This is a genomic window from Emticicia sp. C21 (assembly GCF_003418935.1).
In the GTDB taxonomy this organism is placed as follows: Bacteria; Bacteroidota; Bacteroidia; order Cytophagales; family Spirosomataceae; genus Emticicia.
Map to the genome: position 1 here is coordinate 241,479 of NZ_QVMT01000004.1, position 25,773 is coordinate 267,251.

22 protein-coding genes are annotated in these 25,773 nt (G+C 38.8%); 8 read left to right on the forward strand and 14 right to left on the reverse strand.

Annotated features, from left to right (window positions below):
• Window positions 1–117: 117 nt before the first annotated feature.
• Window positions 118–1,455, forward strand: coding sequence for an autotransporter outer membrane beta-barrel domain-containing protein (locus D0T08_RS11540; RefSeq protein WP_116982787.1), 1,338 nt, complete (start codon window positions 118–120; stop codon window positions 1,453–1,455).
• 59 nt (window positions 1,456–1,514) lie between these two features.
• Here the strand turns inward: D0T08_RS11540 and D0T08_RS11545 are convergent, their stop codons facing one another.
• The 9 genes from D0T08_RS11545 to D0T08_RS11585 form a co-directional block, all read right to left on the reverse strand.
• Window positions 1,515–2,249 (reverse strand): YjjG family noncanonical pyrimidine nucleotidase, encoded by a 735-nt coding sequence (locus D0T08_RS11545; protein ID WP_229238948.1) that lies wholly within the window; start codon window positions 2,247–2,249, stop codon window positions 1,515–1,517.
• Window positions 2,227–2,544 (reverse strand): ferredoxin, encoded by a 318-nt coding sequence (locus D0T08_RS11550; protein WP_116982789.1) that lies wholly within the window; start codon window positions 2,542–2,544, stop codon window positions 2,227–2,229. Before D0T08_RS11550 ends, D0T08_RS11545 begins: the two co-directional genes overlap by 23 nt.
• A gap of 84 nt (window positions 2,545–2,628) precedes the next feature.
• The gene (locus tag D0T08_RS11555) at window positions 2,629–3,066 is read right to left on the reverse strand and encodes a hypothetical protein (RefSeq protein ID WP_116982790.1); all 438 of its coding nucleotides are present in this window, start codon (window positions 3,064–3,066) and stop codon (window positions 2,629–2,631) included.
• A 66-nt stretch (window positions 3,067–3,132) separates the two neighbouring features.
• The gene (locus D0T08_RS11560) at window positions 3,133–3,870 is read right to left on the reverse strand and encodes a shikimate dehydrogenase (protein WP_116982791.1); all 738 of its coding nucleotides are present in this window, start codon (window positions 3,868–3,870) and stop codon (window positions 3,133–3,135) included.
• Window positions 3,871–4,515: a VTT domain-containing protein gene (locus tag D0T08_RS11565; protein ID WP_116982792.1), complete on the reverse strand. Its 645-nt coding sequence runs from the start codon at window positions 4,513–4,515 to the stop codon at window positions 3,871–3,873. It abuts the gene before it with no gap.
• A gap of 63 nt (window positions 4,516–4,578) precedes the next feature.
• Window positions 4,579–5,403 carry a phosphosulfolactate synthase gene (locus D0T08_RS11570; protein WP_116982793.1) on the reverse strand — a complete coding sequence of 275 codons (825 nt, stop codon included), beginning with the start codon at window positions 5,401–5,403 and terminating at the stop codon, window positions 4,579–4,581.
• Window positions 5,404–5,524: 121 nt separating this feature from the next.
• Entirely contained in the window at window positions 5,525–7,261 is a 1,737-nt protein-coding gene (locus D0T08_RS11575; protein ID WP_116982794.1) for a pseudouridine synthase, read from the reverse strand.
• Window positions 7,262–7,459: 198 nt separating this feature from the next.
• A complete protein-coding gene (locus D0T08_RS11580) occupies window positions 7,460–8,077 on the reverse strand; it encodes an inorganic pyrophosphatase (RefSeq protein WP_116982795.1) in 618 nt (205 codons plus the stop codon).
• A gap of 65 nt (window positions 8,078–8,142) precedes the next feature.
• The gene (locus D0T08_RS11585) at window positions 8,143–9,651 is read right to left on the reverse strand and encodes a sorbosone dehydrogenase family protein (RefSeq protein ID WP_158561246.1); all 1,509 of its coding nucleotides are present in this window, start codon (window positions 9,649–9,651) and stop codon (window positions 8,143–8,145) included.
• 84 nt (window positions 9,652–9,735) lie between these two features.
• On the opposite strand from D0T08_RS11585, the gene uvrB reads away from it, so the two are divergent.
• Window positions 9,736–11,757: an excinuclease ABC subunit UvrB gene (uvrB, locus tag D0T08_RS11590; RefSeq protein WP_116982797.1), complete on the forward strand. Its 2,022-nt coding sequence runs from the start codon at window positions 9,736–9,738 to the stop codon at window positions 11,755–11,757.
• Window positions 11,758–11,823: 66 nt separating this feature from the next.
• Here uvrB and ssb read toward each other — a convergent pair whose 3' ends face one another.
• Entirely contained in the window at window positions 11,824–12,297 is a 474-nt protein-coding gene (gene ssb, locus D0T08_RS11595) for a single-stranded DNA-binding protein (RefSeq protein WP_116982798.1), read from the reverse strand.
• A gap of 231 nt (window positions 12,298–12,528) precedes the next feature.
• Window positions 12,529–13,971 (reverse strand): PLP-dependent aminotransferase family protein, encoded by a 1,443-nt coding sequence (locus tag D0T08_RS11600; RefSeq protein ID WP_116982799.1) that lies wholly within the window; start codon window positions 13,969–13,971, stop codon window positions 12,529–12,531.
• 101 nt (window positions 13,972–14,072) lie between these two features.
• Here D0T08_RS11600 and D0T08_RS11605 point away from each other — a divergent pair, with 101 nt between their 5' ends.
• Window positions 14,073–15,014 carry a ketopantoate reductase family protein gene (locus D0T08_RS11605; RefSeq protein WP_116982800.1) on the forward strand — a complete coding sequence of 314 codons (942 nt, stop codon included), beginning with the start codon at window positions 14,073–14,075 and terminating at the stop codon, window positions 15,012–15,014.
• Between the two features lie 46 nt (window positions 15,015–15,060).
• Window positions 15,061–16,530, forward strand: coding sequence for an APC family permease (locus D0T08_RS11610; protein WP_116982801.1), 1,470 nt, complete (start codon window positions 15,061–15,063; stop codon window positions 16,528–16,530).
• Window positions 16,531–16,662: 132 nt separating this feature from the next.
• Here the strand turns inward: D0T08_RS11610 and mutY are convergent, their stop codons facing one another.
• Window positions 16,663–17,733, reverse strand: coding sequence for an A/G-specific adenine glycosylase (gene mutY / locus D0T08_RS11615; protein ID WP_116982802.1), 1,071 nt, complete (start codon window positions 17,731–17,733; stop codon window positions 16,663–16,665).
• A gap of 297 nt (window positions 17,734–18,030) precedes the next feature.
• Here mutY and D0T08_RS11620 point away from each other — a divergent pair, with 297 nt between their 5' ends.
• The 4 genes from D0T08_RS11620 (at window position 18,031) to D0T08_RS11635 (ending at window position 22,441) form a co-directional block, all read left to right on the forward strand.
• Window positions 18,031–18,315 carry an HU family DNA-binding protein gene (locus tag D0T08_RS11620; RefSeq protein ID WP_116982803.1) on the forward strand — a complete coding sequence of 95 codons (285 nt, stop codon included), beginning with the start codon at window positions 18,031–18,033 and terminating at the stop codon, window positions 18,313–18,315.
• Between the two features lie 54 nt (window positions 18,316–18,369).
• Complete coding sequence (locus D0T08_RS11625; protein ID WP_158561247.1) at window positions 18,370–19,197, forward strand: lipopolysaccharide assembly protein LapB; 828 nt, start codon at window positions 18,370–18,372, stop codon at window positions 19,195–19,197.
• A 332-nt stretch (window positions 19,198–19,529) separates the two neighbouring features.
• A complete protein-coding gene (locus tag D0T08_RS11630) occupies window positions 19,530–21,083 on the forward strand; it encodes an Rne/Rng family ribonuclease (RefSeq protein ID WP_116982805.1) in 1,554 nt (517 codons plus the stop codon).
• Between the two features lie 89 nt (window positions 21,084–21,172).
• Entirely contained in the window at window positions 21,173–22,441 is a 1,269-nt protein-coding gene (locus D0T08_RS11635) for a DUF2264 domain-containing protein (RefSeq protein WP_116982806.1), read from the forward strand.
• Between the two features lie 8 nt (window positions 22,442–22,449).
• Here D0T08_RS11635 and D0T08_RS11640 read toward each other — a convergent pair whose 3' ends face one another.
• A complete protein-coding gene (locus D0T08_RS11640) occupies window positions 22,450–23,454 on the reverse strand; it encodes a phosphotriesterase (protein WP_116982807.1) in 1,005 nt (334 codons plus the stop codon).
• 171 nt (window positions 23,455–23,625) lie between these two features.
• Window positions 23,626–25,770 (reverse strand): FN3 associated domain-containing protein, encoded by a 2,145-nt coding sequence (locus tag D0T08_RS11645; RefSeq protein WP_116982808.1) that lies wholly within the window; start codon window positions 25,768–25,770, stop codon window positions 23,626–23,628.
• Between the last annotated feature and the right edge of the window lie 3 nt (window positions 25,771–25,773).

Here is a 25,773-nt window from a genome sequence, read left to right on the forward strand (position 1 = left end):
TTATTACAATAAATACCTGAATATCAATACCTTATGCATGCATAATATTGCATTGCTCTTTTTCGGTATAGTTTTTGTACTCACTTCATCATATCTATCAAAAAGTATAAATACACAATGTTACGATTGACTAACAACTTTTCCTTAAAGTTTCCTGAGTTCTTAAAACCAGAAAATAAGGTTGTACAAGAGGTTATTTCCGTACAGTCAGAAGCGTTTGGTATAGGGTCTAAAAAAATCCCGTTTCTAAGCAAATTTACAATTGTACTTTTCTTAGTTTTAGCCTTTTCAACCGGCAAGTCATTCGGACAAAGAGACCAGATAACTACTCAGGCCGGAGAGAAAATCAGATGCCGGATTCTGGATGAAACGCCTACACGCTTTATTTACGCTTATGTAGCCCCAAACGGAAAGGTATTAAGAAATGAAATTTTTAAGAACTTAGTCACCGATTTTAAATATAATGTTTATGAAGAAGATCTTGTAACTAAAGGGAATAAAGTTGTAACGAAACCAAGCCCTGTCAAGGAGTCTGCTGCTAATACTAATTCACCTAAAACTACTGATACTCAAAAGACTACTACTGAAAAAGCCAACAGTACTATAACAAAAAAACCGGATGAAAAAGTTGCAGAAAGTAAGCAAAATTCGCAGAAAGAGGCAGTAGAGAATAAAGAAAAAGAACAGGCGAAGACCGAAAGTACAATACCAAAAAGTAGTCCTAAAAAGGAAGAGAAAAAAGAAGTAGTCAAAAAAGAAGAAAAAACTGAAACGCCGATGGCTACCAAAAAAGCCAAAAGTGAATATGACGATTATCTGAAATTCAGGGTTGGTGTAAGAGGCGGTTTTGGAAATATGCTGTCGAAACTCAATACAGAAGATCAATTTGGACTATATCAAGAAAAATTACTACGTGGCTGGACATGGGGTGCCGACTTTGCCTACTTTCCAAAAGATAATTTTGGTTTTGGTATTATGTTCAATAATTTTCAGAGTAAAAACAGCGCCGATAATATGATATTCAAGTACATAGAAGATGGCCAGTTGAAAGCAGATACAGGCAGTATTGCCAATAAGCGTTCAACCAAATTTGTTGGACCTGTGTTGTATTTCCGTAAAAATATTGACTTCAAGACTATGGTTATTCTAGGCCTAGCACCCGGTGCCTATTTTTACAACGATAAAGGTACATATAATGGCGTCACAATTCCTTACAAAGGTTGGGATTTTGGCGGTGCTGCTACGCTGGGAATAGATTTCCTGCTGGGAAATGATATTACAGGTAGAGACATTATTTTAAGTCTGGAAGCAGGCTATAATTATGGTAAAATCAAATCAATGAATTTTAGTGATGGCAAAGGTGTCGTGAGTCTGGCGAATCCGATAGATTTGAGTAGAGTTGATTTTACAGTAGGTTTACGCTTTACCCGTTATCCGAGGTATTTCCGTAACTAAATGAGATATAATATAGCTTAACAAAAAATGCCTGACTCACATCAGGCTTTTTTGCTTTATCATAGAATTTCTTTCAATTCAATTAGTTTCTTAATCTCAAAAGTAGGTTTCTGAGTAGCTTCAAAATTATCAGGATTGTAAAAAACCGAATCCATCTGTGCATTGATAGCTCCCAGAATATCTGCCTCAAAATTATCACCAATCATAATACTTTCAGAAAGTTTTGCATTGGTAACCTGAATGGCATAATCAAAAATCTTTTTATCTGGCTTGCGTGCCTCTGCCCTCTCGATGGTAATCACTTCTTTGAAGTAATGTGCTATATTAGAGCTACTTATTTTTCTTGCCTGCACGTGTTGCCAACCATTGCTGAGAATATGCAACTCATAATTAGGCGCAAAAAAATCTAAGATCTCAATGGCACCCTCTATCAGATGTGATTTTTGCGGAAGTAACTCCAAAAAGGCTTCATTTAATTGCAACCCGAAGGTTTCATCGGCATCTACTCCTAAATTAACAAGCGTATCTCTGAATCGTCGGCGGCGCAATTCTTCATGTGTAATCTCATTTCTCTCAAGCAAAGACCAGTAACGTTTGTTGACAACTGAAAATTCTTGCTGAAATGCACTCAATTCAGATATATTTGATGTGTGAAGGCTGAAAGCCTGATACAAATCTGCCAAAGATTCTCTGGCGTTTTTCTCAAAATCCCAAAGCGTATGGTCAAGGTCAAAAAAGAGGTGCTTATACATACTGAAAATTCTCCCTCTATTAGGCTCTAGCCGGGAATTCAAGTTTTAATCTATCAACAGGTTGGTCATTCACTAAGTGGCTTTCTACAATTTCTTCAACATCTGATACCTGCACTTTGCCATACCAGACTCCCTCAGGGTATACCACTACCGATGGGCCAAACGCACAAGTATCCAAACAGCCTGATTTCTGTGCTCTGATGTCAAATTGTAATCCGCGTTCTTTAATAGATGCTTTGAACGCCTCTACCAATTCCATACCGTGTACGCTACCACAAGATTTCTTTGGCGCTTCTTTATCGTTTGTACAAATAAATACGTGTTTCTTAAACTTCATAATCTGTCGTTAAAAATAATAAACGCCATAAAGGTACGAAAACTTTGTGGCGTCTACTGCATTATGTATATGTTCTTTCTGTTATCAGAACCAACCGAATGGATTCCATAGACCTCCTACACTCCAAAGTATAGTAGCAATGATACAACCCCAAAGGGCTTGGCGCACCTGATCTTTGTCATTGTCGGTAATGAAATATACTAAGCCTAAACCTACAATACCTAAACAACAACCCCACCAGAAACCACCTACGATGGGCATTTCTTTGGTTGGAGAAAAATTCGTTTCAGTTGTTTCAATCAAGTCAAATCCCTTTAATAATTCGGGATTCGTTTTCTTTACGGTCTCTAATGTAGCTTCTGGATGTGCTGCCAGATATTGCTCGAGCTTCTCAACCTTGGCAAATTTATCATCAATCGTTTGCTCCTTATACTCTAAATCAGCCGAGGCAGCAGTAGAGGCAAAACCTGAAACGGTAATACCTAAAAGAAAGATTAACAGGAGGTTTAGCTTTGTTTTCATTACAGAGGAAGGCTAATATCAATAAACTAATTTACTATAAGATGCTCATCCCCACCAAAAGGTTGCTTACAAATTCCAGATTTCCCAGGCTTTTTCGGCTTGCAGGTGTAGCATTTTCAAGCCATTATGTGTTTTGGCACCTTGTACTTCTCCTTTTTGTAAAAAGAGCGTCTGAACAGGATTATACACTAAATCGTATAGATAATGATTAGATGTCAGTTGCTCATACGGAATATCAGGACAAATATCTGCTTTAGGGTAAGTGCCTACAGGCGAAGAATTAATAATCAACTGATAATTACCGATTTCAGTAGTTAAATCTTCATAACCAAGAGCATCGGCAGATTTAGTACGCGAAACTATTTTGTAGGGAATTGATAAATCGCTAAGTGCGGCTATAACCGCTTTAGCAGCCCCGCCATTTCCCAGTATAAGAGCTTTTAGTGCAGCATCGGCAGGAATAAACTCTTCTAATGAAGTCTTGAAGCCATAATAATCAGAATTATAACCAATCAGTTTGCCTCCCTCTCCTATCTTAATCACATTTACAGCCCCTACTTTTTCAGCAGAAGCATCCAAACCATCCAGAAAAGGCATCACTGCCTGTTTGTGTGGGATAGTCACATTTAAGCCTTTTAGGTTAGGCCGGCTTTCAATTAATTGCGGAAAAGCCTGAATATCAGGCAACTCAAATAACTCATAGGCATTGTTATCAGCAATGCCCATCTGCGCGAATTTTTCCGTAAAATATTTTTTTGAAAACGAATGACCCAGAGGATAGCCAATCAGTCCGTAGATATTCATTTATTTAGTCAAAAATTTAGCTTTAATAACTGCCCATATCATCGGAGCAATCGAAATAAAGACTATACCCAAAACTACTTTTTCGAAGTTCTGTTTTACCCATTGGTTGGAACCTAAGAAATAGCCCAGAAGCGTAATACTTGTTACCCAAAGAATAGCACCTAAGATGCAGAACATAATATATTTAGGGTATTTCATGCTACCTGCACCCGCTACAAATGGAGCAATGGTACGAACAATAGGCATAAAACGGGCTAAAATGACAGTTTTACCACCATTTTTTTCATAAAACTCTTCTGTTTGGGTAATATAAGAACGCTTCAGGAAAAGTATTTTGTCTCTTGATTTGATGTAGTTACTAAAATTCTTCCCGATAAAATAATTCACGTTATCGCCTAATAAAGCAGCCAGAATCAACAAAGGAATTATTAAAGTAATGTCTAGTTTCCCGGTAGAAGAAGCTAATAAACCAGTAGCAAAAAGTAGTGAATCGCCGGGCAATAAGGGCATAACAATCAATCCTGTTTCAACAAAGATTATCAGGAATAATATGCCGTAAGTCAATGTATCGTATTTATCAAGAAAGCCCTGTAGTGTTAGCAAAGGGTCTTTGAGTAAGTCTATGAGAAAATGTATGATTTCCATAAAAGTTTGTTTCCTTAGCGGATTGTATGAAGAGTATAGTGTCAGTTTGAGATTTAAAAAGCTTTATTCGTCCTGAGTAATTCTTCTATCGTTGCTATACTTACCCAATTTGAAGCGTTTTTTTGTTTTTTCTGTCAGGAAAGTACCAAAAGTATCTCCTCTTAGCCCCAGACGAATAGTTTCTAATGGAATTACCTCGTTGGGGGCTATATTCCCTACATTCACATTCGGGCCTACCAGTTTTACGAAATATACCTGTTGTGATTTTTGAGGTGCTTCCCAGATAATTTTCTCAGCCGGAATGGCATGGATAATCTCATCTACCAATCCTTGTCGTACCTCTCCACTACTACGGAATAGCCCAACATTACCACCCTCACGTGCTTCACCGATTACTTTCCACGCACCAGCGTCCAGTTCGGCCTGCATCATTTCAATCCATTTATAAGGAGCAAAAATCTTTTCTGCGTCTTTTGAACCTACTTCCGAAAGTACCTTTGCACGGGTAGCTAAACGAGTAATATAACCACATTTTTCATCATGTGGAATCTCAATAGAACCATCTGATACCTCGCAATGCTCTAAGTCAAACTGGTCTAAAACCCGCAGATAATCTTCAAACTGGTCTCTCGCTACAAAAGCTTCAAAGAGGGTACCACCGAAATAAACAGGAATACCGGCATCTTTATAAACTTTCAGCTTATCTTTCAGATTTGGAGTTACGAAGGAAGTTGCCCAGCCCAGTTTTACGATGTCGATGTGTGGCGCAGCAATAGATAACATATCTTCTACCTCTCTGATACTCAGCCCTTTATCCATTACCATCGTTAGACCTGACTCTCTGGGTTTACCTGTACGTTTAGGGACTTGACTTAGGTTATAATTCATTCTTTGCAAATACTTTTTTGCAAATGTAATAATTTTTAGATAATCGTTGTCATTAATCTACTAAACTGGTATTAAATAAAAAGTGCCATAACAGGTTGTTATGGCACTTATCTGAAAGCTATTAAATCATGTATTTTAATCTGATTACCTCTTTCTCTGTCAGGAATCTCCACTTACCACGTGGCAGGTCTTTTTTGTTCAAGCCTGCATAGGTAGTGCGGTCAAGTTTCATGACTTCATAGCCGAAATGCTCGAAAATACGACGTACAATACGGTTTTTACCGCTATGAATCTCAATGCCTACTACTTCAGCATCAGGAGTTACCAGTCCTAAATCATCGGCTTTAATCAAACCATCTTCTAACTCAACTCCAGCTTTAATAGCTTCAAAATGTTCGGTCGTGATAGGCTTATCTAATTCTACCTGATAAATCTTTCTTATTTCGTTTGATGGGTGAGATAGTTTTTCAGCCAGTTCACCATCATTGGTTAATAGTAATAAACCAGTAGTGTTTCTATCCAGACGTCCAACCGGATATACTCTTTCTTCGCAGGCATTAGCTACCAGATCCATCACAGTTTTGCGCTCGTTCGGGTCTTCAGTAGTTGTGATGAAATCTTTTGGTTTATTAAGCAGAAGATATACCAGTTTCTCACGATTCAATATCTTTTTACCATATTTTACTACATCACCCTGCTTTACTTTATAACCCATTTCGGTTATTTCTTTCCCATTCACTGTAATCTGACCTGAAGCAATTAGCTCATCAGCATCACGACGGGAAGCAATACCGGCATTAGAAATATATCGGTTTAGTCTTATCAACCCATCAGAATCCTTATCCCTTTCCTCTCTTTCTACCTTTTTTTGTATTCTTGGCGGCAGCGAACTTTTCATTTTATCTAAATTATAGTTCGGTGCTGATACCTGAGAAGAATTAGCCTGATTTTCTCTCTTTTCTACTTTTGCGTTTCTACCAAAACCTCTTTCTTCACGTTTATCATCTCTTCTATCAAAACGAGGTTTGTCTTTTCCATAAGGACGTTTTTCTTCAAAACCATCATTGTCTCTTTTCTCAAATGAGTGTTCTGATCTGCCAGCTGAGAAAGTTTTTTTATTACCGTAAGGACGTTTTTCAAAATTATCTCCGTCTCTTTTTTGAAATGGACGTTCCGGACGGTCACCTGAAAAAGGTTTTTTATCACCGTAAGGACGTTTTTCAAAATTATCTCCATCTCTCTTTTGGAACGGACGAGCAGGGCGGTCGCCAGAGAATGGTTTTTTGTCACCATAAGGGCGTTTTTCAAAACTATCTCCGTCTCTCTTTTGAAATGGGCGTTCCGGGCGATCGCCAGAGAATGGTTTCTTGTCACCATAAGGGCGTTTTTCAAAACTATCTCCGTCTCTCTTTTGGAATGGGCGTTCCGGGCGATTGCTAAAGAATGATTTCTTGTCTCCATAAGGACGCTTTTTGTCAAAGCCGCCCTCCTCTTTTTTACCATACGGACGTGCTGGACGGTCGCTTGAAAACGATTTCTTTTCGCCGTAAGGACGTTTACTATCTGAGCCTTTATCTGCTCTCTTTTCGAATGGGCGTTCTGATGGTTCGTTAGTAAATGGTTTTTTATCTCCAAACGGGCGTCTTTCACCGAAACGAGGTTCGCTGAAGCTTCTTTCAAAACCATCTTTTTTAGGAAAATTACCTTTCGGTCTGGCTACTGAAGAGGATTTTTTTTCGCCGTAAGGACGTTTATCGTCCGAAAAACTTTTTTTGTCTGAGCGCTTGTCGGCTCCTGAAGTGAAAGATTTATCTTTCGTGTCTTTCCTCGGTCTTTGAGGTCTGTCTGTATTTTTCATTGAGTTTGCAGCATCACTGCTGTAATTAATTGATAATCAAGGCGCAAAAGTACGATAATAAAATGATATTTCTATCACTTACCTGCTAATTGCACGAATAAGATAACATAAGATAATACTTTTATCGTTCCATCTATATACAAAAAGAGGCATAACTCTTTTAAAGTTATACCTCTTCGGTTTGATAAATTCTAATACTTATATCGGTTTAAAAATCAAATCGCGGTAATCCATCATTGATTTTCTGATTACTTCGTGTGCACCTTCTCTGCCATATACATTCGAGATTTCGATGGCATTCTTCTCATCCGGCAAACTCTTATAAGTCAGGAAATAGTGTTTTAATCTCGCCAGAATAGCCTCAGGCAATTCGCTGATATCATGATATTTCTGATAAATCGGGTCAGCTACTAATACGGCAATGATTTTGTCATCGGCCTCACCTTTATCTAATAAACATAAACCACCAATCGGAATAGCCTGTAAAAGAATATCACCATGTGGAATATGGTGGCTTGATAGTACACAAATATCCAATGGGTCACCATCGCCTTCTGTTACTTTTTCTGAGCCACGTTCGCGGGCCAGTTTGGCTACTTCTTCGCCACAATACGTTTGTGGAATAAAACCATACAAAGAAGGAATAATATTAGAATACTTTTGTGGACGATCTATCTTCAAATAACCAGATTCTTTGTCTATTTCATATTTAATAGTATCCGATGGTACAATTTCAATAAATGTTGTGACTGTTTCAGGGGCTTTTTCTCCAATCGGAATACCATGCCAAGGGTGTGCTTTGTAAACTGGCTTCATAAAAATGTTTTTTTGGCAAAATAAACACAATTCTGGCAGAATTGCACATTGATTTTTACACAATCCTAATTTACCATAGGCTTTATTTCAACAAGCTGGTCGTTATTTCCACCATTGCTGGTGCATATATATACCTTACCATCAGGCGATATAGCAATGTCTCGCAAACGCCCGAACTGACCATTATAATACAAGGTTGGTTGTCCGACAATACTGTTTCCATCATTGCTTAATTGAAAACTATAAAAGGTCTGGTTTTTCAGAGAGACCATCAGCAGATTATTTTGCCATGCCGGATAAGCACTATGATTATAGTAATCTAAGCCGCAGAAAGCCCATGTTACCCCACCAGAAGAGAAAATTGGAAGAATGACATTATTATTATTACAGAATGTTATTTCCGCAGGAGTATCACAAGGACCCTCTACATTAACCCAGCCATAATTACCTCTTTTCTGAATCAGATTTATCTCATCTTCTCTTGATGCTCCATGCGAGCTTACATACAATTTACTATTTGCATATACCATTCCTTGTGGATTACGGTGCCCGATACTCCACACCGGACTACCCGCATAAGGATTATCCGCCGGAATAGTCCCGTCAAGGTTTATTCTTAGAATTTTCCCGTTTATGGAAGTAGTATCCTGTGGCAGGCTTGTATTTTCAGCATCCCCAGTAGTAATAAATAATTTCAAATCAGGCGTAATGACGAGGCGGCTGCCATTATGATTACGGCTTCCGAGTATATTGTCTAATATAATCAGCGGGCTTATTAATGTGGCACCATTATAAGTATATCTGACCACTTTCTCTTCTGGTGCTGAGGTCGTACCGTAGTTATATACTATATATACATAAGGATTGTTGCTGAAATCAGGGTGAAGTACCATGCCTAATAAGCCACCCTCACCATAAACCAGCACATCCGGAATTGTGAGCAAAGAGGTTATCTGTCCGGTTTGTGGATTAACGCGACTAACTTTCCCTCCTCTTTCTGTCATCCAGATAAAGTTATCAGGCCCCCATAAAATCTCCCAGGGGAAATTAAGTTTATTAGCTACCCGACGGGTAGCTAAATATGAAGTATCATTACAAGGTTCAATCGTTGCCTTAAAAATACTACCCGGTTTTGCTTCAAAACCTGTGTTCAAGGCTACCCCTTTGCCTGCCTTAAAATGTACATTTGTATTGGCATTAATAAAGCTGGTTCCTGTTACACTATTCTTAGCTTCGAAAACGTGTGTACCTCCTGAAAGCCCACTGTTTACCGTAATATTCTCCGGAGTGCTTCCCGAACAATACCTTACTTCTACAATTACTTCATTATTTGACTGACCTACACCACTTGTGCTACAGTTAGCCGAAATCTTGGTTGTAACCGTTGGAAAAACTGTAATGCTTGTACCTATCTGGCCTGTTGACCAGCTAACACTACCAGCGCATCCGGTAGCTGCCAGGTTAACACTTTGCCCGGGATTAATAACAGGATTGGACGGAGATAAGTAAAAAGTGTTGTACTGACCAAACGCAAAAGTCGTACTTAAAAAAAGTAGAATGGAGAGGTTTTTCATGGTCGTTTTTGTTAGAAAATACGAAACTATAACTACTAAACTTTTGTTTTTGTTTGATAGGCTTATTACAAAGACTCTTACCATATGCAATACAAACTCACTTCGAATTATAAACCTACTGGCGACCAACCGCAAGCTATTGAAAAACTGGTACAGGGAATTAAAAATGGAGATGAAACCCAGGTTTTACTGGGTGTTACAGGTTCGGGTAAAACCTTTACGGTTGCCAATGTAATTGCTCAATTGGATCGGCCCGTTCTGATACTAAGCCACAACAAAACTTTAGCTGCCCAATTATATGGAGAATTCAAGCAGTTCTTTCCTGAAAATGCGGTGGAATATTTTATCAGTTATTACGATTACTATCAGCCGGAAGCATACATCGCTACCACTAATACTTATATTGAAAAAGACCTTTTGATTAATGAGGAGATTGATAAGCTTAGACTTTCAACCGTTTCTTCTTTGTTATCAGGTCGTCGGGATGTAATTGTGGTGGCTTCGGTTTCCTGTATTTATGGTGCGGGAAATCCGCATGAAATGCAGCAAAGCATTATTCAGGTGAAAGTGGGGCAGAATTTTAGCCGAAATCAGTTCCTTTATAAACTGGTTGAGATTTTATATTCACGTACCGAAGCTGAATTTACCCGTGGTAATTTCAGAGTGAAAGGCGATACGGTTGATTTATATCCAAGCTATGCCGACTTTGCCTATCGCTTTATCTTCTTCGGTGATGAAATAGAAGAGATTCAACGGATTGACCCGAACAACGGAAAGAAATTATCGTCTGAAAAGCAGATTGCTATTTTCCCCGCCAACTTATTTGTAACGGGTCGGGATGTAATGCATAATGCCATTCATGAAATACAGGACGAACTGGTGAAACAGATTAAATATTTTGAGTCTGATGGCCGCGTGATGGAAGCGCAACGTATACAGGAACGTACGGAGTTTGATCTGGAAATGATGCGCGAGTTAGGCTATTGCTCAGGCATTGAGAACTATTCAAGATATTTTGACAGACGATTACCCGGCCAACGTCCATTCTGTTTATTAGATTATTTTCCACAGGATTTTCTGTTGGTGGTTGATGAAAGCCATGCTTCTATGCCTCAGATTCGGGCCATGTGGGGCGGTGACCGATCTCGTAAAGAATCATTAGTGGAGTATGGTTTCCGATTACCATCAGCGATGGATAACCGCCCATTGAAATTTCAGGAGTTTGAAGAATTGGTGGGCCAAACTATTTTTGTAAGTGCCACCCCTGCCGACTACGAAATCAGAAGAACAGAAGGTGTAGTAGTGGAACAGATTATCCGCCCGACGGGATTACTTGACCCTGAAATTGAGGTAAGACCAAGTATCAATCAGATTGATGATTTATTGGAGGAAATTCATATTCGGGTAGAGCGTAAGGAACGTGTACTGGTCACAACCCTTACGAAGAGAATGGCGGAGGAACTTAGCAAATTTTTAGATAAAGTCGGTATCAAAGGTCGTTATATACATTCAGAAGTAAAAACCTTTGAACGTGTCGAAATTCTGCGGGAGTTAAGGCTTGGGGTATTTGATGTATTAGTAGGTGTTAACTTATTAAGAGAGGGGCTCGACTTGCCTGAGGTATCATTAGTGGCCATTATGGATGCCGATAAAGAAGGTTTCTTGCGTGATATTCGTTCTTTGATTCAAACCATTGGTCGTGCGGCTCGGAATGAAAATGGTAAGGTTTTGATGTATGCGGATACGATTACGGGCTCGATGGTTAAAGCAATTGAAGAAACGAATCGCCGTCGTGGAATACAAATGGCTTATAACGAAGCCAACGGAATTACACCTAAGACTGTATTCAAAAGCAAAGAGGCTATTATGGAACAAACTTCTATTGCGGATAGTAAGCCAAGTACTAAAACCTATTATCTGGAACCACAGGAAGTTAATATTGCTGCAGATCCGGTAGTTGGTTATATGAACAAAGGGCAATTGGAAAAACTAATGGAAGAAACTCAGAGAAAAATGGAACGCGCCGCCAAAGAGCTTGATTTCTTAGAGGCTGCCAGATTCAGAGACGAGATGATGCAATTGAAAGAGAAGATTGAGCGGGTATAAATGTTGTATAAAAAGTGTAGGGGTTCAGAATTCTGAACCCCTACACTTTTTAATATATCAAATCTATCAAAAAGGCAAATCATCGCCACTGTTTCCGGCCATTTCAATGGGCGGAGGGGTTGGAACCGGTGCTGATTTTGGTGCGTAGCCACCCCCGCTGCTATTGTTACCATAAGATGAAACCGATTCGTTTTCTTCTACTGCATTACTTCTACCTCCTACTAATTGCAAAGCAGTACCTCTGATTTTTTGCGTATATCGCTCCTGACCGTTCTGGTCTGTCCATTTTTCTGTACGAATTCTGCCCTCAACATAAGCCATGTCACCTTTTTTCAAATATTGCTCAGCAACATTTGCCAGGGTTTCCCATAACTCAATGCGATGCCATTCTGTTTGCTCTACTTTCTCTCCGTTTCTGTTTGTATAGTTTTCTGAAGTAGCAATGCTAAAGTTTACCACTTTACCACCGCTCGGAAGTGTGCGGACTTCAGGGTCTGACCCTAATCTTCCTAATATAATCGCTTTGTTTACACCAGCCATTTTTATAAAATGTTTGAAATATTGACGTTTTGATAATAAACAAATATACAAAGAATTTATTGGATTTTTATTAAAACTTTTAAATTTTTCGCGGATTTCTGGGGCTTTTTATCGTGCTTTTTTCAGGTGTCCTGATGGTTTCTCTATTTTTAATAAAATAGAGAAAAAGGCTACTTCTTAATAGGCTACAATTAATGACTTTTATAAAATTTTATCTATCGCTCTTACTAATTATCTTATTAATCCTTTGGCAATTTGTCCAAGTATTTTTAATGAATGAGCAGTCTGGTCGTTCCAGTTAAGCCCAAAATTCAGTCTTATACAATTATTGAACTGATTTCGTAAAGTAAACATCTTACCCGGAGCGATACTTATTTTCTGTTTAATAGCTTGCTCATAGAGTATAACAGTATCAATGCTTTTATCCAGTTCCAACCAAAGCACAAACCCACCCCTTGGGCGGCTTGCCTTAGTGCCCTCGGGGAAAAATTCATTAACGGCCTTAATGTATTGCAGGTAATTCAAATAAGTAGTGTTTCTCAGTTTTCGTAAATGTGTTTCGTATCTGCCATTTTCTAAAAATATGGCAATAGCTTCTTCTGTTATGCTTGTTGAGGTAATAGCATGACAGAGTTTTTTCTTTAGTACCTGCGCTTTAAACCGACCCGGTTCAACCCAACCTACCCGATAGCCCGGAGCAAGGCTCTTTGAAACTGAACCACACCAGAGTACCAATCCTGTTTTATCAAATGTTTTACATGATTTCGGACGTTGATTCCCGAAATATACATCCGCATTGATATCGTTTTCAATCAAGGGCACATTGTATCTTTCAAGCAGTTCTACCAGGGACTTCTTATTTTCATCAGGCATGCAACTTCCCAGAGGATTACTAAAATTTGTAATCATTAAGATGAGTTTAATGGGTGTTTTACGTAAGTTATCCTCCAGAACATTCAGGTCAATTCCAGTTTCGGCATGGCATGGGAGTTCTACTATATTCAACCTTAAACTTTGTGCTACCTGTATCATACCGAAAGAGATAGGGCTTTCAAGTATTATTGTATCTCCCGGTTCTGTAAGCGCCATCATACAATAAGAAATAGCATTCAGGCAGCCGCTTGTAATAATAATATTATCAGGATTCAGATTTGCTTCCATAGCAAAAGCCCACCGCGCAATTTGCTTGCGTAGTTTTTCACTACCCTGTGGATGCGCCAAAGGTATACCACTCCCTTCCATCTGCCTCATGGCTTGCATAAGGCTTTTGTTTAATTTAGCAATGGGTAACCATTCATTAGCAGGTAATCCCAGCGAAAGTGGGATATGCTTTTCATTATCCCCTAAATTATCATAAACCCTTGATACGAGGCTATCAATTGTTCCCTCAAGGAGATGTTCCGATGGATTGCTCACAACAGGAACACCCAATATTTTTCCGGGAGATTTACATACAAAATATCCTGATTGTGGTCTGGCTTCAATAAGAGCTTTACTTTCCAAGAAATAATAGGCCTGCAAAGCAGTACTCTGACTGACACCATATTCCCGACAAATAGTGCGCAAAGAAGGTATCTTCTCCCCGACTTTAAGGATACCTTTTAAAATCTGCTGCTCAATTACAATGGCAATCCGCTCATACAAAAACTCTTCGCTACTCCTTTTATTTGTCATAACTGCTATGGTCGAAAATAACAAAACTGCATCTGTTATGATAAAGTTCTAATGCAGAATTTTGCCCAGCCAATAAAATTATAAGATGGCATCATAGGTAAATGGAGAATCAAGCGAATATTTATATAGTAGGTGCAGGTGCTATTGGGAAAGCATTGGCTATTACGCTAAAATCTGCTAATAGGCATGTAGTACTATTGAGAGCTACAGTACAGAAATCGGAAGAACATGAAGAAAATCTAAGTCTCCTATTAAATAATGCTGACGAAGTTTCAGCAACAATAAAAATTTCTTCTCTCAATCATTTCGAAAAACTGGATGGGCTTATTATTCTGACGAATAAATCTTACGGTAATAAGCAGATATCGGACTTATTGAAAGGGAAGACAGGAAACTCTCCGATAGTCATCTTACAAAATGGGTTGGGTGTAGAAGATATTTTTATTGAAAACCAATTTCCCAAAATTTATAGATGTGTACTCTTTATCACCAGTCAGGTATTTGATGAAAATAAGGTTAGTTTCAAACCTGTTTCACCCTCCGCTGTAGGAGCCATTAAAGGTGATAAAAGCGAATTACTTAATATCGTAAAATGCCTGAATACTGACCTTTTCCCATTCAAAGCAGATGAAAATATTCAAAAAATCATCTGGAAAAAAGCTATTATTAATTGTGTCTTTAACTCTGTTTGTCCATTAATTGAAGTAGACAATGGTGTATTTCACCGGGATTCTGATGTACTCGCCATTGCTAAAAGAATTATCGAAGAATGCATTCAGATAGCTAATGGTTATAGCATTGAATTGTCTTCGCAGGAAGTATTAGAAAATCTTCTCATAATCAGCAAGTTTTCTGATGGACAACTTATCTCTTCTTATCAGGACATTCTTAACAAAAGGGCCACTGAGATAGAGACACTCAATTTTGCTGTGGTAAAAATGGCAGAAGCCATTGGCAAAGCGCATCTCGTAAAAGAAACCCGATTGCTTGGTGAGTTAACCAAACTAAAATCTGATATATGCAGAAATAAATTGCATGAGTAAATATTTCCTAAGCTTCAAACCATAATCCTAACAATACTTCTATTTTATGTCTTTCGAAAAATATTTCAGAAAAAAGCCATTAAGTGCTTATAAAAATGACCTGAACAATAGCGAATTAAAACGAGTACTTGGGAAATGGGAATTGACCGCCATTGGTGTAGGTGCTGTTATTGGCGGAGGTATTTTTGTACTGACAGGCGTAGCGGCCAATTTGTACGCAGGCCCTGCCTTAACCATCTCATTCATACTGGCAGGTATTGGCTGTCTGTTTGCCGGTTTATGTTATGCCGAATTTGCCAGTATATTACCTGTTTCGGGTTCTGCCTATGCTTATTCTTATGGTACTATCGGAGAGTTTTTTGCCTGGTTTATTGGCTGGAATCTTATATTGGAATACCTGATGGGTGCTACAACTGTGGCGGTTAGCTGGTCTAAATATTTTGTAAAATTGCTAAACCTATTCAATATTGATGGTATACCCGCCTGGCTACTCAACGACCCTATCAGTGCCAGAGAAGAAGCTATCTTAAATGGCATAGCAGCTCCAGCTTTTTCAATCAATCTTCCGGCTATGCTGATAACCTGGGTGGTAACTTACATCTTAGTGAAAGGTATTAAAGAGTCGGCCAAGACCAATAATCTGATTGTTACTATCAAAGTTCTTGCAGTTTTGTTTGTCATTGTTGTGGGTGCTTTTTATATAAAAGAAACGAATTGGCAGCCATATATTCCTGAAAAAGTAGTTGATGCGAATGGTGAATCTCACTATGGCATTTCGGGAGTATTAACTGCCGCAGGTATTGTCTTTTTTGCCTTTATAGGCTTTGATGCCGTATCCACTCAATCGCAGGAAGCTATCAATCCCACCAAAGATATTCCTTTTGCTATTATTGTTTCTTTAATCTGTTGCACACTCTTATATGTGCTTGTTTCGCTGGTTTTAACGGGTATGGTCAACTATAAAAATCTTGATTTGGGTGCTCCTGTGGCTTCTGCTTTTAGTGAAGTAGGGCTTCATTGGGCATCGGGTCTGATTATCATTGCGGCAGTAATCGGATTAATATCAGTGATGTTAGTGATGTTACTCTCACAAACCAGAATCTTTCTGAATATGGCTAAAGATGGGCTATTACCACCCAAATACTTTGCTGCCATTCATCCAATCTATAAAACGCCCTGGAAAAGTACGATACTGGTTGGCGGAGTTGCTTCTGTGGTAGCGGCGCTTACACCTATCGAAAAAGCTTCCAAAATGACAAGCATCGGTACATTATTTGCCTTTGCCATGATTTGTGCTGCGGTCTTGGTTCTAAGAAAAAGGCAGCCTGATTTGCATAGGCCATTTAAGCTAAAGTATTTAACATTAATAGCCTCTTTTGGGATTATTTTCAATGTAATGCTGATGTTTAGTCTGGATAAAGCTACCTGGCTAAGGTTATTGGTGTGGAGCGTAATTGGTATAATTATTTATTTGGCTTATAGCGCTAAGCATAGTCATTTGAATCGAGGTAAGTAAACGAGCATTTTCGAAAAAGGTTTTACCACGGAGTTGCCCTGAGCGACCGGAAATCGGTTTTGCACAGATTTTCATAGAGGTAGTTATATTTACCTTGGGCAACTCCCTGATAAAAAGATATTTACTCTGAGGCTAAGACTGAAACTCGATATAATGCTTCTTAAGATATTTCTCAATCAGAATAGGTTTGGGTAAATCTTCCACTTCTGTCCATGTATAAAAGTCGTAATCTAATGGTATTTGTATGCCTTTATCTTCATTGATTACTATATGCCAGAATCTTACTTCTATGGTTTGATGCGTCAATACGTGCTTGTAAATTTCTGATGTATTTTTAATGGTAGAGACAGGCAAAATATCCAGCAGAAAATCATTATCTGTTGCTTCTATCTCTAGTAAACTGTCTTGACTTTCTACCAGATAAAAGTCATAGAGACCCTCCCATATATCCTTAGCTCCTCGCTTAGCCATCATCAGTTTTCCTGATTGCTCAATCACGAAATAATCGAAATAGCGTTTCCTCACCTTTACTTTTTTCGATTTTACAGGCAAAACGGCTTGTTTACCTTTAGCATTTGCTTCGCAATCGTAATGAAAGATACAGAACATACAGCCGGGATTAGCCGGAGTACAATAAGTTGCGCCAAATTCCATCATGGCCTGGTTATGTGTACCCGGAGTCTTATATGAAATTAATTCATTGGCTAAATCATTGAATACTTTTTTGGCTTCGTGGCTTGATATATCTGTTTCTATGTCGAATAATCTTGCTAATACTCTGTATACATTCCCATCCACTACGGCTACTTTTTCATCAAAGGCGAAAGAAGCAATTGCTGCAGCTGTATAAGGGCCTATTCCTTTCAGTTTTACTAATCCGACATAAGTATTTGGAAACGTTCCATGTAGCTCATTGGCAATGATTTTAGCGGTCTGGTGCATATTTCTTGCCCTCGAATAGTAGCCCAAGCCCTGCCATAGGCGCAATACATCGTTATCGTCAGCATTAGCTAAATCTATGATTGTGGGGTATTTTTCAACAAATTTATTGTAGTAAGGCATACCCTGCACCACACGGGTTTGTTGTAGGATTACTTCCGATAACCAAATCTTATAAGGGTCTTTGGTATTTCTCCAGGGTAAATCTCTTTTGTTCCGATGATACCAGTTTTGAAGTACTTCGGAAAACGTTTGTCTTTCCAATTTTTATCGAAGTTTTCTTAATAATCTCTTATTTTTTCTTCTCTCAAAACATTAAATTGCCATTAAAAAATACATAACTCATTAATTATTAAGTGATTATGCAAAAAAATATTAAAATCTTTTTGGCAATGTATTCTTAAAACTCATATCTTTGCAAACCCAAAATAAAACCAAAGAGTTTGGGTATGTTGAATTAATAAAACTTGAGAGCTTCTAAATTAGTTTTTTACGTCCTTTCAATTCAATAGTAGTTTTGGTAAAAAATCATATTATCACTCTTAAAAAAACGTTACGATCGTGACTAAAGCAGAAGTAATTTCAGCTATTGCCGACAAGACTGGCGTGGACAAAGCAAGTGTATCATCTACACTTGAGGCATTTTTTGACACAGTAAAAGACACATTAGCACAAGGCGATGCTGTCTATGTTAGAGGTTTCGGAAGTTTTGTAAACAAAAGAAGAGCTGCTAAAAAAGCTCGTAACATTTCTGCTAAAACTACGGTTACCGTTCCTGCTCACTCTGTTCCGGGCTTTAAACCAGCCAAAGAATTTACGGAACAAGTAAAAACGAACGTGAAATAATCTCATTGCCCGATCATGGATAGCCCAGTGCTATCCATGATTAAAAATCTCACTATGAAACGACACTCATTGATATTAATTATAGTAGCGATAGCCCTGACGGGCTTTCTTTATTATCGACCAAAAGTAGTTGTAAAAAATGAATCTAAGGCCAATCGTGACCAAGTGGCTGACACTAAGGCTGCTGCATCAAATAACGCTAAAGGAGATATCACTACACAGGCACCGAAACTTTCACCTGAGGAAGAGAAACAAATTGGTGCACTAAAGCAAAAATTAGCGACTGCCTCTGATAAAATACCTGTTTATAACGAAATAGCAGAAGCATTTGCTAAAGCAAATCGTTTTGACAGCGCAGCCGTGTACGTAGAAAAAATTGCTTTAGCACAACCTACTACTGAGCACTGGCTAAGAGCCGGAGATGCTTATTACCAGGCTTTTACTTTGGCTTTAAAACCTGAAAATGTTGAACATCTGGCAGGAAAAACCCGTGCAGCCTATAATAAAGTATTGGAGAAGAGCCCAAGACAATTGCAGGCTAAGACAAATTTAGCCATGACTTATGTACAGACTGACTCCCCGATGCAGGCCATTGCAATGTTGAGAGAGGTATTGGCAGAAGAACCAAATTTTGAACCTGCTTTGATGAATATGGGGGTATTGTCGATGCAATCGAACCAATATACCAAGGCGGCAGACCGTTTCAGACAAGTGCTGAGAATCAACCCGAACAATGTCAATGCACAGTTTGGATTAGGCTATAGTTTGCTGGAATTAGGCGAAAAAGAGCAGGCAAAAAAAATATTGCTTGATTTGAAACAAAAAGTAAAAGAACCGACTTTATTAGAAGAACTCAACAAGACTTTGGAGAGTATAAAATAATTCATTAACTTTGCGGTTCGATAAAAAGACCGGGCGACGGTCGCCCAATCTGTAAAGGATAGGGAAAATATACGGAAATAATTTTTATTAAATGCCTCTTATGGATTAGGGGTTTATAATCAATTACAATTATGCCTTGCGGAAAGAAAAGAAAAAGACACAAGATGTCGACTCACAAAAGAAAGAAACGTCTTAGAAAAAATCGTCATAAGAAAAAATAATCTTTCTTACATATGATAGCCATAAGTTCTAATCTGTTGCACTTATGGCTATTAATATACCATCAATTTAGCCAAAACAATATCTAACAACCTCTTGATTCTACCTCAATTTTGAGCAACGAATTATATATCAGTACCACACAGAAAGGTGATAGAATAGCCCTCGTACAAGACAAAAGGCTGCTTGAGTATCACTTTGATGAGACGGAGCACCAGTTTTCCGTCGGAGATATCTATTTGGGTGTAGTTAAGAAAGTCGTACAGGGCAACAACGCTGCCTTTGTAGACGTTGGCTACGACAAAGACGGATTTCTGCACTACAACGAAATCATTTCTTACAATTCTCTTAGCAAGTTTGTTAAAGACGTTATTGCTAAACGTCCGGTCAATCTTCGTTTAAAAGGTTTTCAGTTAGAAAAAGATATAGACAAATTAGGTAAGATAAACGATGTTGTTACTAAGAATACCCCTATTCTTGTACAAGTTGTTAAGGAGCCTATCTCTACCAAAGGTCCGCGTTTGTCTTGCGATATATCTATTGCAGGGCGTAATATCGTATTGGTACCTTTCGGCACCTCTGTGAATATCTCTAAGAAAATTACCAATAAACAAGAGCGTCAGCGTTTACACAAGTTAGTGTCTTCTATCAAACCTGAAAACTTTGGGGTGATTGTAAGGACTGTGGCAGAAGGGAAAGATTTAGATGAGTTGAAAAGAGATATTGATTTTTGTGTAGATAAATGGGAGTCGGGTATGAAAACCCTGCGTGATGCTAAGCCCCGCGACCGCATCATCAGCGAAATGGACAGAGCTTCTTCGATTCTAAGAGATATGTTGAATGATGATTTCGACAATATTTATGTAGATTCTAAAGAAAATTTTGATGGAGTCAAGAGCTTTTTACATACCATTGCCCCTGATAAAGAAAAGATTCTCAAGCTTCATACTGGCAAAAACAAGCTTTTTGAACAGTATGGTATAGAAAAACAAATCAAATCGCTATTTGGCCGTTCGGTTAGTTTGTCTGGTGGCGGTTACCTGATTATTGAGCATACCGAAGCACTCCACGTGATTGATGTCAATAGTGGTAATAAATCTACGCAGGAGAGTGATCAAGAATCGACAGCGCTGACAGTTAACCTAGAAGCAGCTAAAGAGATTGCCCGTCAGTTGCGCATGCGTGATATGGGCGGTATCATAGTAATCGATTTCATTGATATGAAGAAAAACGAGAATCGTCGTTTGATTCAGGAAGCAATGAAAGAAGAAATGAAGGGCGACCGGTCGAAATACACCATTCTGCCTATTTCTAAATTTGGATTACTACAGATTACCCGCCAGCGTGTTCGCCCAGAAATGAATATTGTCACCCGTGAAACCTGCCCTACCTGTGGTGGTACCGGAACGATTCAGGCAAGTATCGTCATTACCGATTTGATTGAAAATAACCTTGACTATATCCTCTCAAAACAGAATGAGAGTGGTATCAGTATTATTCTTCACCCATTTGTATATGCTTATTATCGCGAAGGGCTTATCTCTAAACAAATGAGGTGGTTCTTTAAGTACCGTACCTGGGTAACACTTACTAAAGACTCTTCTATTGGTATTACTGAATTCCATTTCCTGAATAAACATGGAGATGAAATTGAGATAACCTCATAGTTTCTTTCACCTAATTTCCCGGTTTTTATGTAACATGATTGCTCGCAAGTAGTTTTAGACCTAAATTCACGGGAAATTATGTCTTAACCATGAACCGAAGAGATTTTATTCAGAAAAATACATTGGCAGGGCTTGCTGTTATTACAGCACCTGCGAATGTTAATGCCACCACAACCCCTGCACCAGACGATACCCGGCTCTATTGGGCAAAACTCCTCTACAAAATTGCAGAGCCTGTCTTAAAAAATCTAAGCGAAAGTACCTTACAAAAGAACTGGCCGGTAGAATACAGTCCTATTTGGGATAATAGAAATGCCAAAGTAGCCTATCTGGAAGGATTCGCCCGCACAATGGTGGGTGTTGCTCCTTGGTTGGCTTTACCTGATGATGAGTCAGAGGAAGGCAAGCTACGCAAACAGTTAAGGAACTATGCGCTCAAAAGTATTCAGAATAGCGTTGACCCTGCTAATCCGGATTATATGTTGTGGAGAAAAGAGGGACAAACTTTGGTTGATGCAGCCTTTTTAGCCCAAAGTTTCCTAAAAGCGCCTGATATGCTTTGGAAACCTTTGGATGAAACTACTAAAAAGCGGGTAATAGAAGAATTCAGGTTATTGAGAAGGGTTGTGCCACCTAACAATAACTGGCTGTTATTTGCGGCAATTGTAGAGGCATTTTTATTATCTATCGGAGAAGATGCCGACCGTTTCAGGATTGAATTTGGGTTAAGAAAAATTGAGGATTGGTATATAGGTGACGGCTGGTTTAAAGACGGAGAGGTTTTTCATATGGATTATTATAATTCATTTGTTATTCACCCTATGATTGTAGATGTTTTGGATACGATGCTGAAAGTACATCAAAAACAATCCCCAGACAAGAAAAATCAGAATCTGGAAGACCAGTATATAAAAGCCGTGAAAAGAATGCAGCGACAGGCTGATTTTCTGGAGCGATTGATTTCTCCGGAGGGCAGTTTCCCTCCTTTTGGACGAAGTATTACTTATCGTTTAGGCGCTTTTCAGGCATTGACTCATACGGCACTATTGCATCAATTGCCAAAGGGTGTCATGCCTGCACAGGTAAGAAGTGCCTTAACAGCTGTTATGAAACGAATGTTTGGGCAGGAGGGCGTTTTTGATAAAGCAGGTTGGTTAAGCTTAGGTTTTGCAGGGCATCAACCGGGTATTGCTGACTCTTATTCTAATGCGGGGAGCATGTATCTGACAACACTTGGATTTTTGCCTTTAGGTTTACCTGCAACAGACCCATTCTGGGCAGATGCTGATGCCGAATGGACACAACAAAAAGCCTGGTCAGGCAAGCCATTTAAGAAAGATAAAGCGGTGGGTTATTAAGAAGATAATTAGTTTTTTCGAACCCTAATGGCAAATGCATCAGCCGGATTATGTACTAAAATCTGTTCAAAATCGGCGTCCGTAAATCCTTTTTGTTTGAGCAATGGCATCAGCTCTTTGAAGATATTAGTATAGCCTTTAAAATCACCTCCATTTGGTTCATCAGGTTTATACCATCCGGCATCATGCGAAATCAGTAGACGATTCAAAACCCCGTTTGATTTCATTAAATCAATCGAATCGGTATAGGTTTGAAAATCTCCCCAGCCTATTCCATCTAAACTTACCCATGTACCCATTCGGGCAGCTTTGGTATGTTCCGCTTTGTTATTTTCTGATTGTGCATGTACCCATACAAAAGCAGAAGGGCTTACGCCTATATTTTTTAATATTTCTATTTCTTCAAAGGCGATATGGGCAGGTCCTGTATGAGAACAAATGGTGAGTCCTGTCGCTAAATGCGTAAGTCCGGCGGCTTTTACTAACTTTTGGTGTATTTCACTCAGGGTTGAACCACTATCTATCCCTATTTTGATGAATCCCGGCTTTACATTAGTTCCTTCAATTCCATCTTTGAATTCTTTAATCCATCGCTCAGCTAATTGTTCAGCCGTTTCTGTAAACGCCCATTTTGGTAGGTATTTATTGTTGACAGCTCCGTAATAGCCTGTATTGGTCAATATCTGTAAACCGCTTCTTTTGGCTAATAATTTTAATAGCTCAACGTCTCTACCCAGAAAATCAGGGGTACAATCAAAAATAGTTTTTATACCTAGTGCTTTTACTTCTAACAAATAAGGCAATACTTTGGTAATCACTTTCTCCTTATCCCAACGATTTACGCTTGTTTTATCTGCCCCTATAAAATCGACCAGAAAATGTTCATGTATCAGGGTTTTGCCCATTTGGGAGGCATCTATCCAACCGTTGATGGTCATTACCTCCGGCTTTTTCATTGTGAAAGCCAATGAGCCAATGCCAGTGAGTAGGAATGAACGTCTGGAGATTTGCATGGGAATTGAGGAGTTTAAGTAGAGACGTATTGCAATACGTCTCAAGGGTCTATCCTATCTAATAAACATATTCTTGCACAAAGTCTAATTATAATGGTTAATTATTTCTGCGTTCACAAGCCAATGGAGACGTATTGCAATACGTCTCTACAAAAATTCACAATCACTCATTTAATTAAAAAGTATCTCATCAACAAAGAACCAACCCGGTTTGCCTTTGTCTGAATGCCATTTTGGTAGTTTTGGTAGAGGCTTTACTATTACTTTCAAGACTTTATATGAATCAGCTTTAATAGGTATATTAATTCCCAGATTAGCTTTATCTTCCATTTTTGCAGGTTGTACCGGAATTACTCTCTGCAATTTTTTCAGATCTGCTTCAGTATTGCCACCCCATACTTCAACTGAGGCAGGTGGCATAATGTGGGAGCCTATTCTTTGTAGGTAGGCAATGGTTACAGTAGTAATTGGCGTAGGTTTCTTAAATGCAATTAAGCTAACAAAATCTTTTTCCTGATAACCTAACCAGGCGGCATCACCGTGATTATCATTTGGTCCCTTCTTTAAATCTATCAAGCTTTTGGCTCCTTTACCTCTGTATTGAGGTTTTGGCTCGGACAATAGAATAGCTGTATCTGCCACAAAGCCTGATTTGAAGAAGGTATAATCTACTTTACCGCTTGCTCGCCAACCATCTTTGGTTACCATTGCTTTGATGCGGGTATAATTATCGACTGTTAAAGGCTTGGTATAAATGGTTTGTGTAGTTGAATCAGGGTCTTTGCCATCTAAAGTATAATGAATCTGCACGTTTTTGAGGGTATGCTTCAATTCAATAGGGGCATTCTTTTTCAGAATAAATTCTTCGTTTACCAGAATCGGCGGATTCAGTTTCAGAATTTCATTTGGGTTGGATTTGTATCCTGCATCAATTACTACTTTTGGATATTTTTTAGAAAGTTCCTGTATAGCTATTGAATCTAAGGCAGTGTTCCATACAAAAACCTCTGATAAAGCAGGATGTGCCATCAGTTTCTGCAATTTCTCTTTGTTTATTTTAGTGCCTGATAGTGCCACTGAGCTTAAATGCTTGCATTGAGCCAGTTGGTCTAAGGTAGCGCCAGTAATATCAGTCTGATTCAGATTCAGTTTTTCAAGATTCGGGAATTTGGCAATTAAAGCTATGTCAGCATCCTGCACAGGCATTTTTGCCAGGCTCAATTCTACCAATTGGTCTTTTACCTTTGCCAGATTCTCTAATGATTTACGGTCGAATTTCTTACTCACAAAAAATTCTGCTTCCAAAGCCGGTGAGCCATTAGCCAGAGGATTTACGACACAAAAAGGCGTGTTTACTTCCGCCAAAACACTTTCAGATGCTTCCGGGAACTCATACACTCTTTCTGTTCCCTGGCTTCCCGATACTTTAAATGCCAATGCTTTCGCTTTGGAAAGAGGTACATAATTTTTAACCGCTTTCTTCATATCTGCCCCCTCTTTAATCCAGGCTGTTAGTAAAGCAATTTCTTCAATGGTCAATTGCTCTTTGCCTTTTGGTGGCATATGTTCCTTTTTCTCTTCTGGTAAATAGACACGTTGTAATAGAAGACTTGTGGTGTCACCTGCTTTCCATAAAGCCCCATGCTTGCCGCCTTTCAGAATTTTGGCAATACTACTCATATTGAGCTCTCCTTTTACCTTCTGGTCATTGTGGCAACTCATACATTTCTTCTCCAGTATAGGCATGATAGCTGCCTGATATAGACTGCTATCCTGTGAAAAGCTTGCTACTTTTTCTTTTGTTTCCAGGGCTTCAAAAACATAGTTTTCGCCGTGGGTGATGGCAGCTCCAAAATGTCCGGCTAAAATAAAGAGTATTAATCCTCCGGCAGAAAGCAACTGCATGGTTCTGGCTTTCTGCGATAGTTCTTCATAAAACCAGGTAAGCGCATAAGTAAATATGCTGACACCTACCCCAGTCCATTTATGCCATTGTAACAATCTGGCATCGTATCCGCCTTCTTTTGATAAAAAGAAACCCATCAGAGCCGTGAGGCATGAGGTGAGAGCGGTAATAATCAGAAGCAATTTTACAAAGAAGGTGTAGCTTTTAGGCTCAAATTCTTTTTTAAAGAATAAGAATATAACCAGAATGACTGAAAATCCAATTGGAAGATGTAAAAGGGCAGGATGCAATCGACCGAACGGACTAATCCAGACAGGTATTCTGACCCGCTCTTCAAACAAGAGTAAAAATAATAAGAGAATATTGCCCACCAGTAAAAGATACGAGCAAACTTTGAAAAAACGATTCATTGA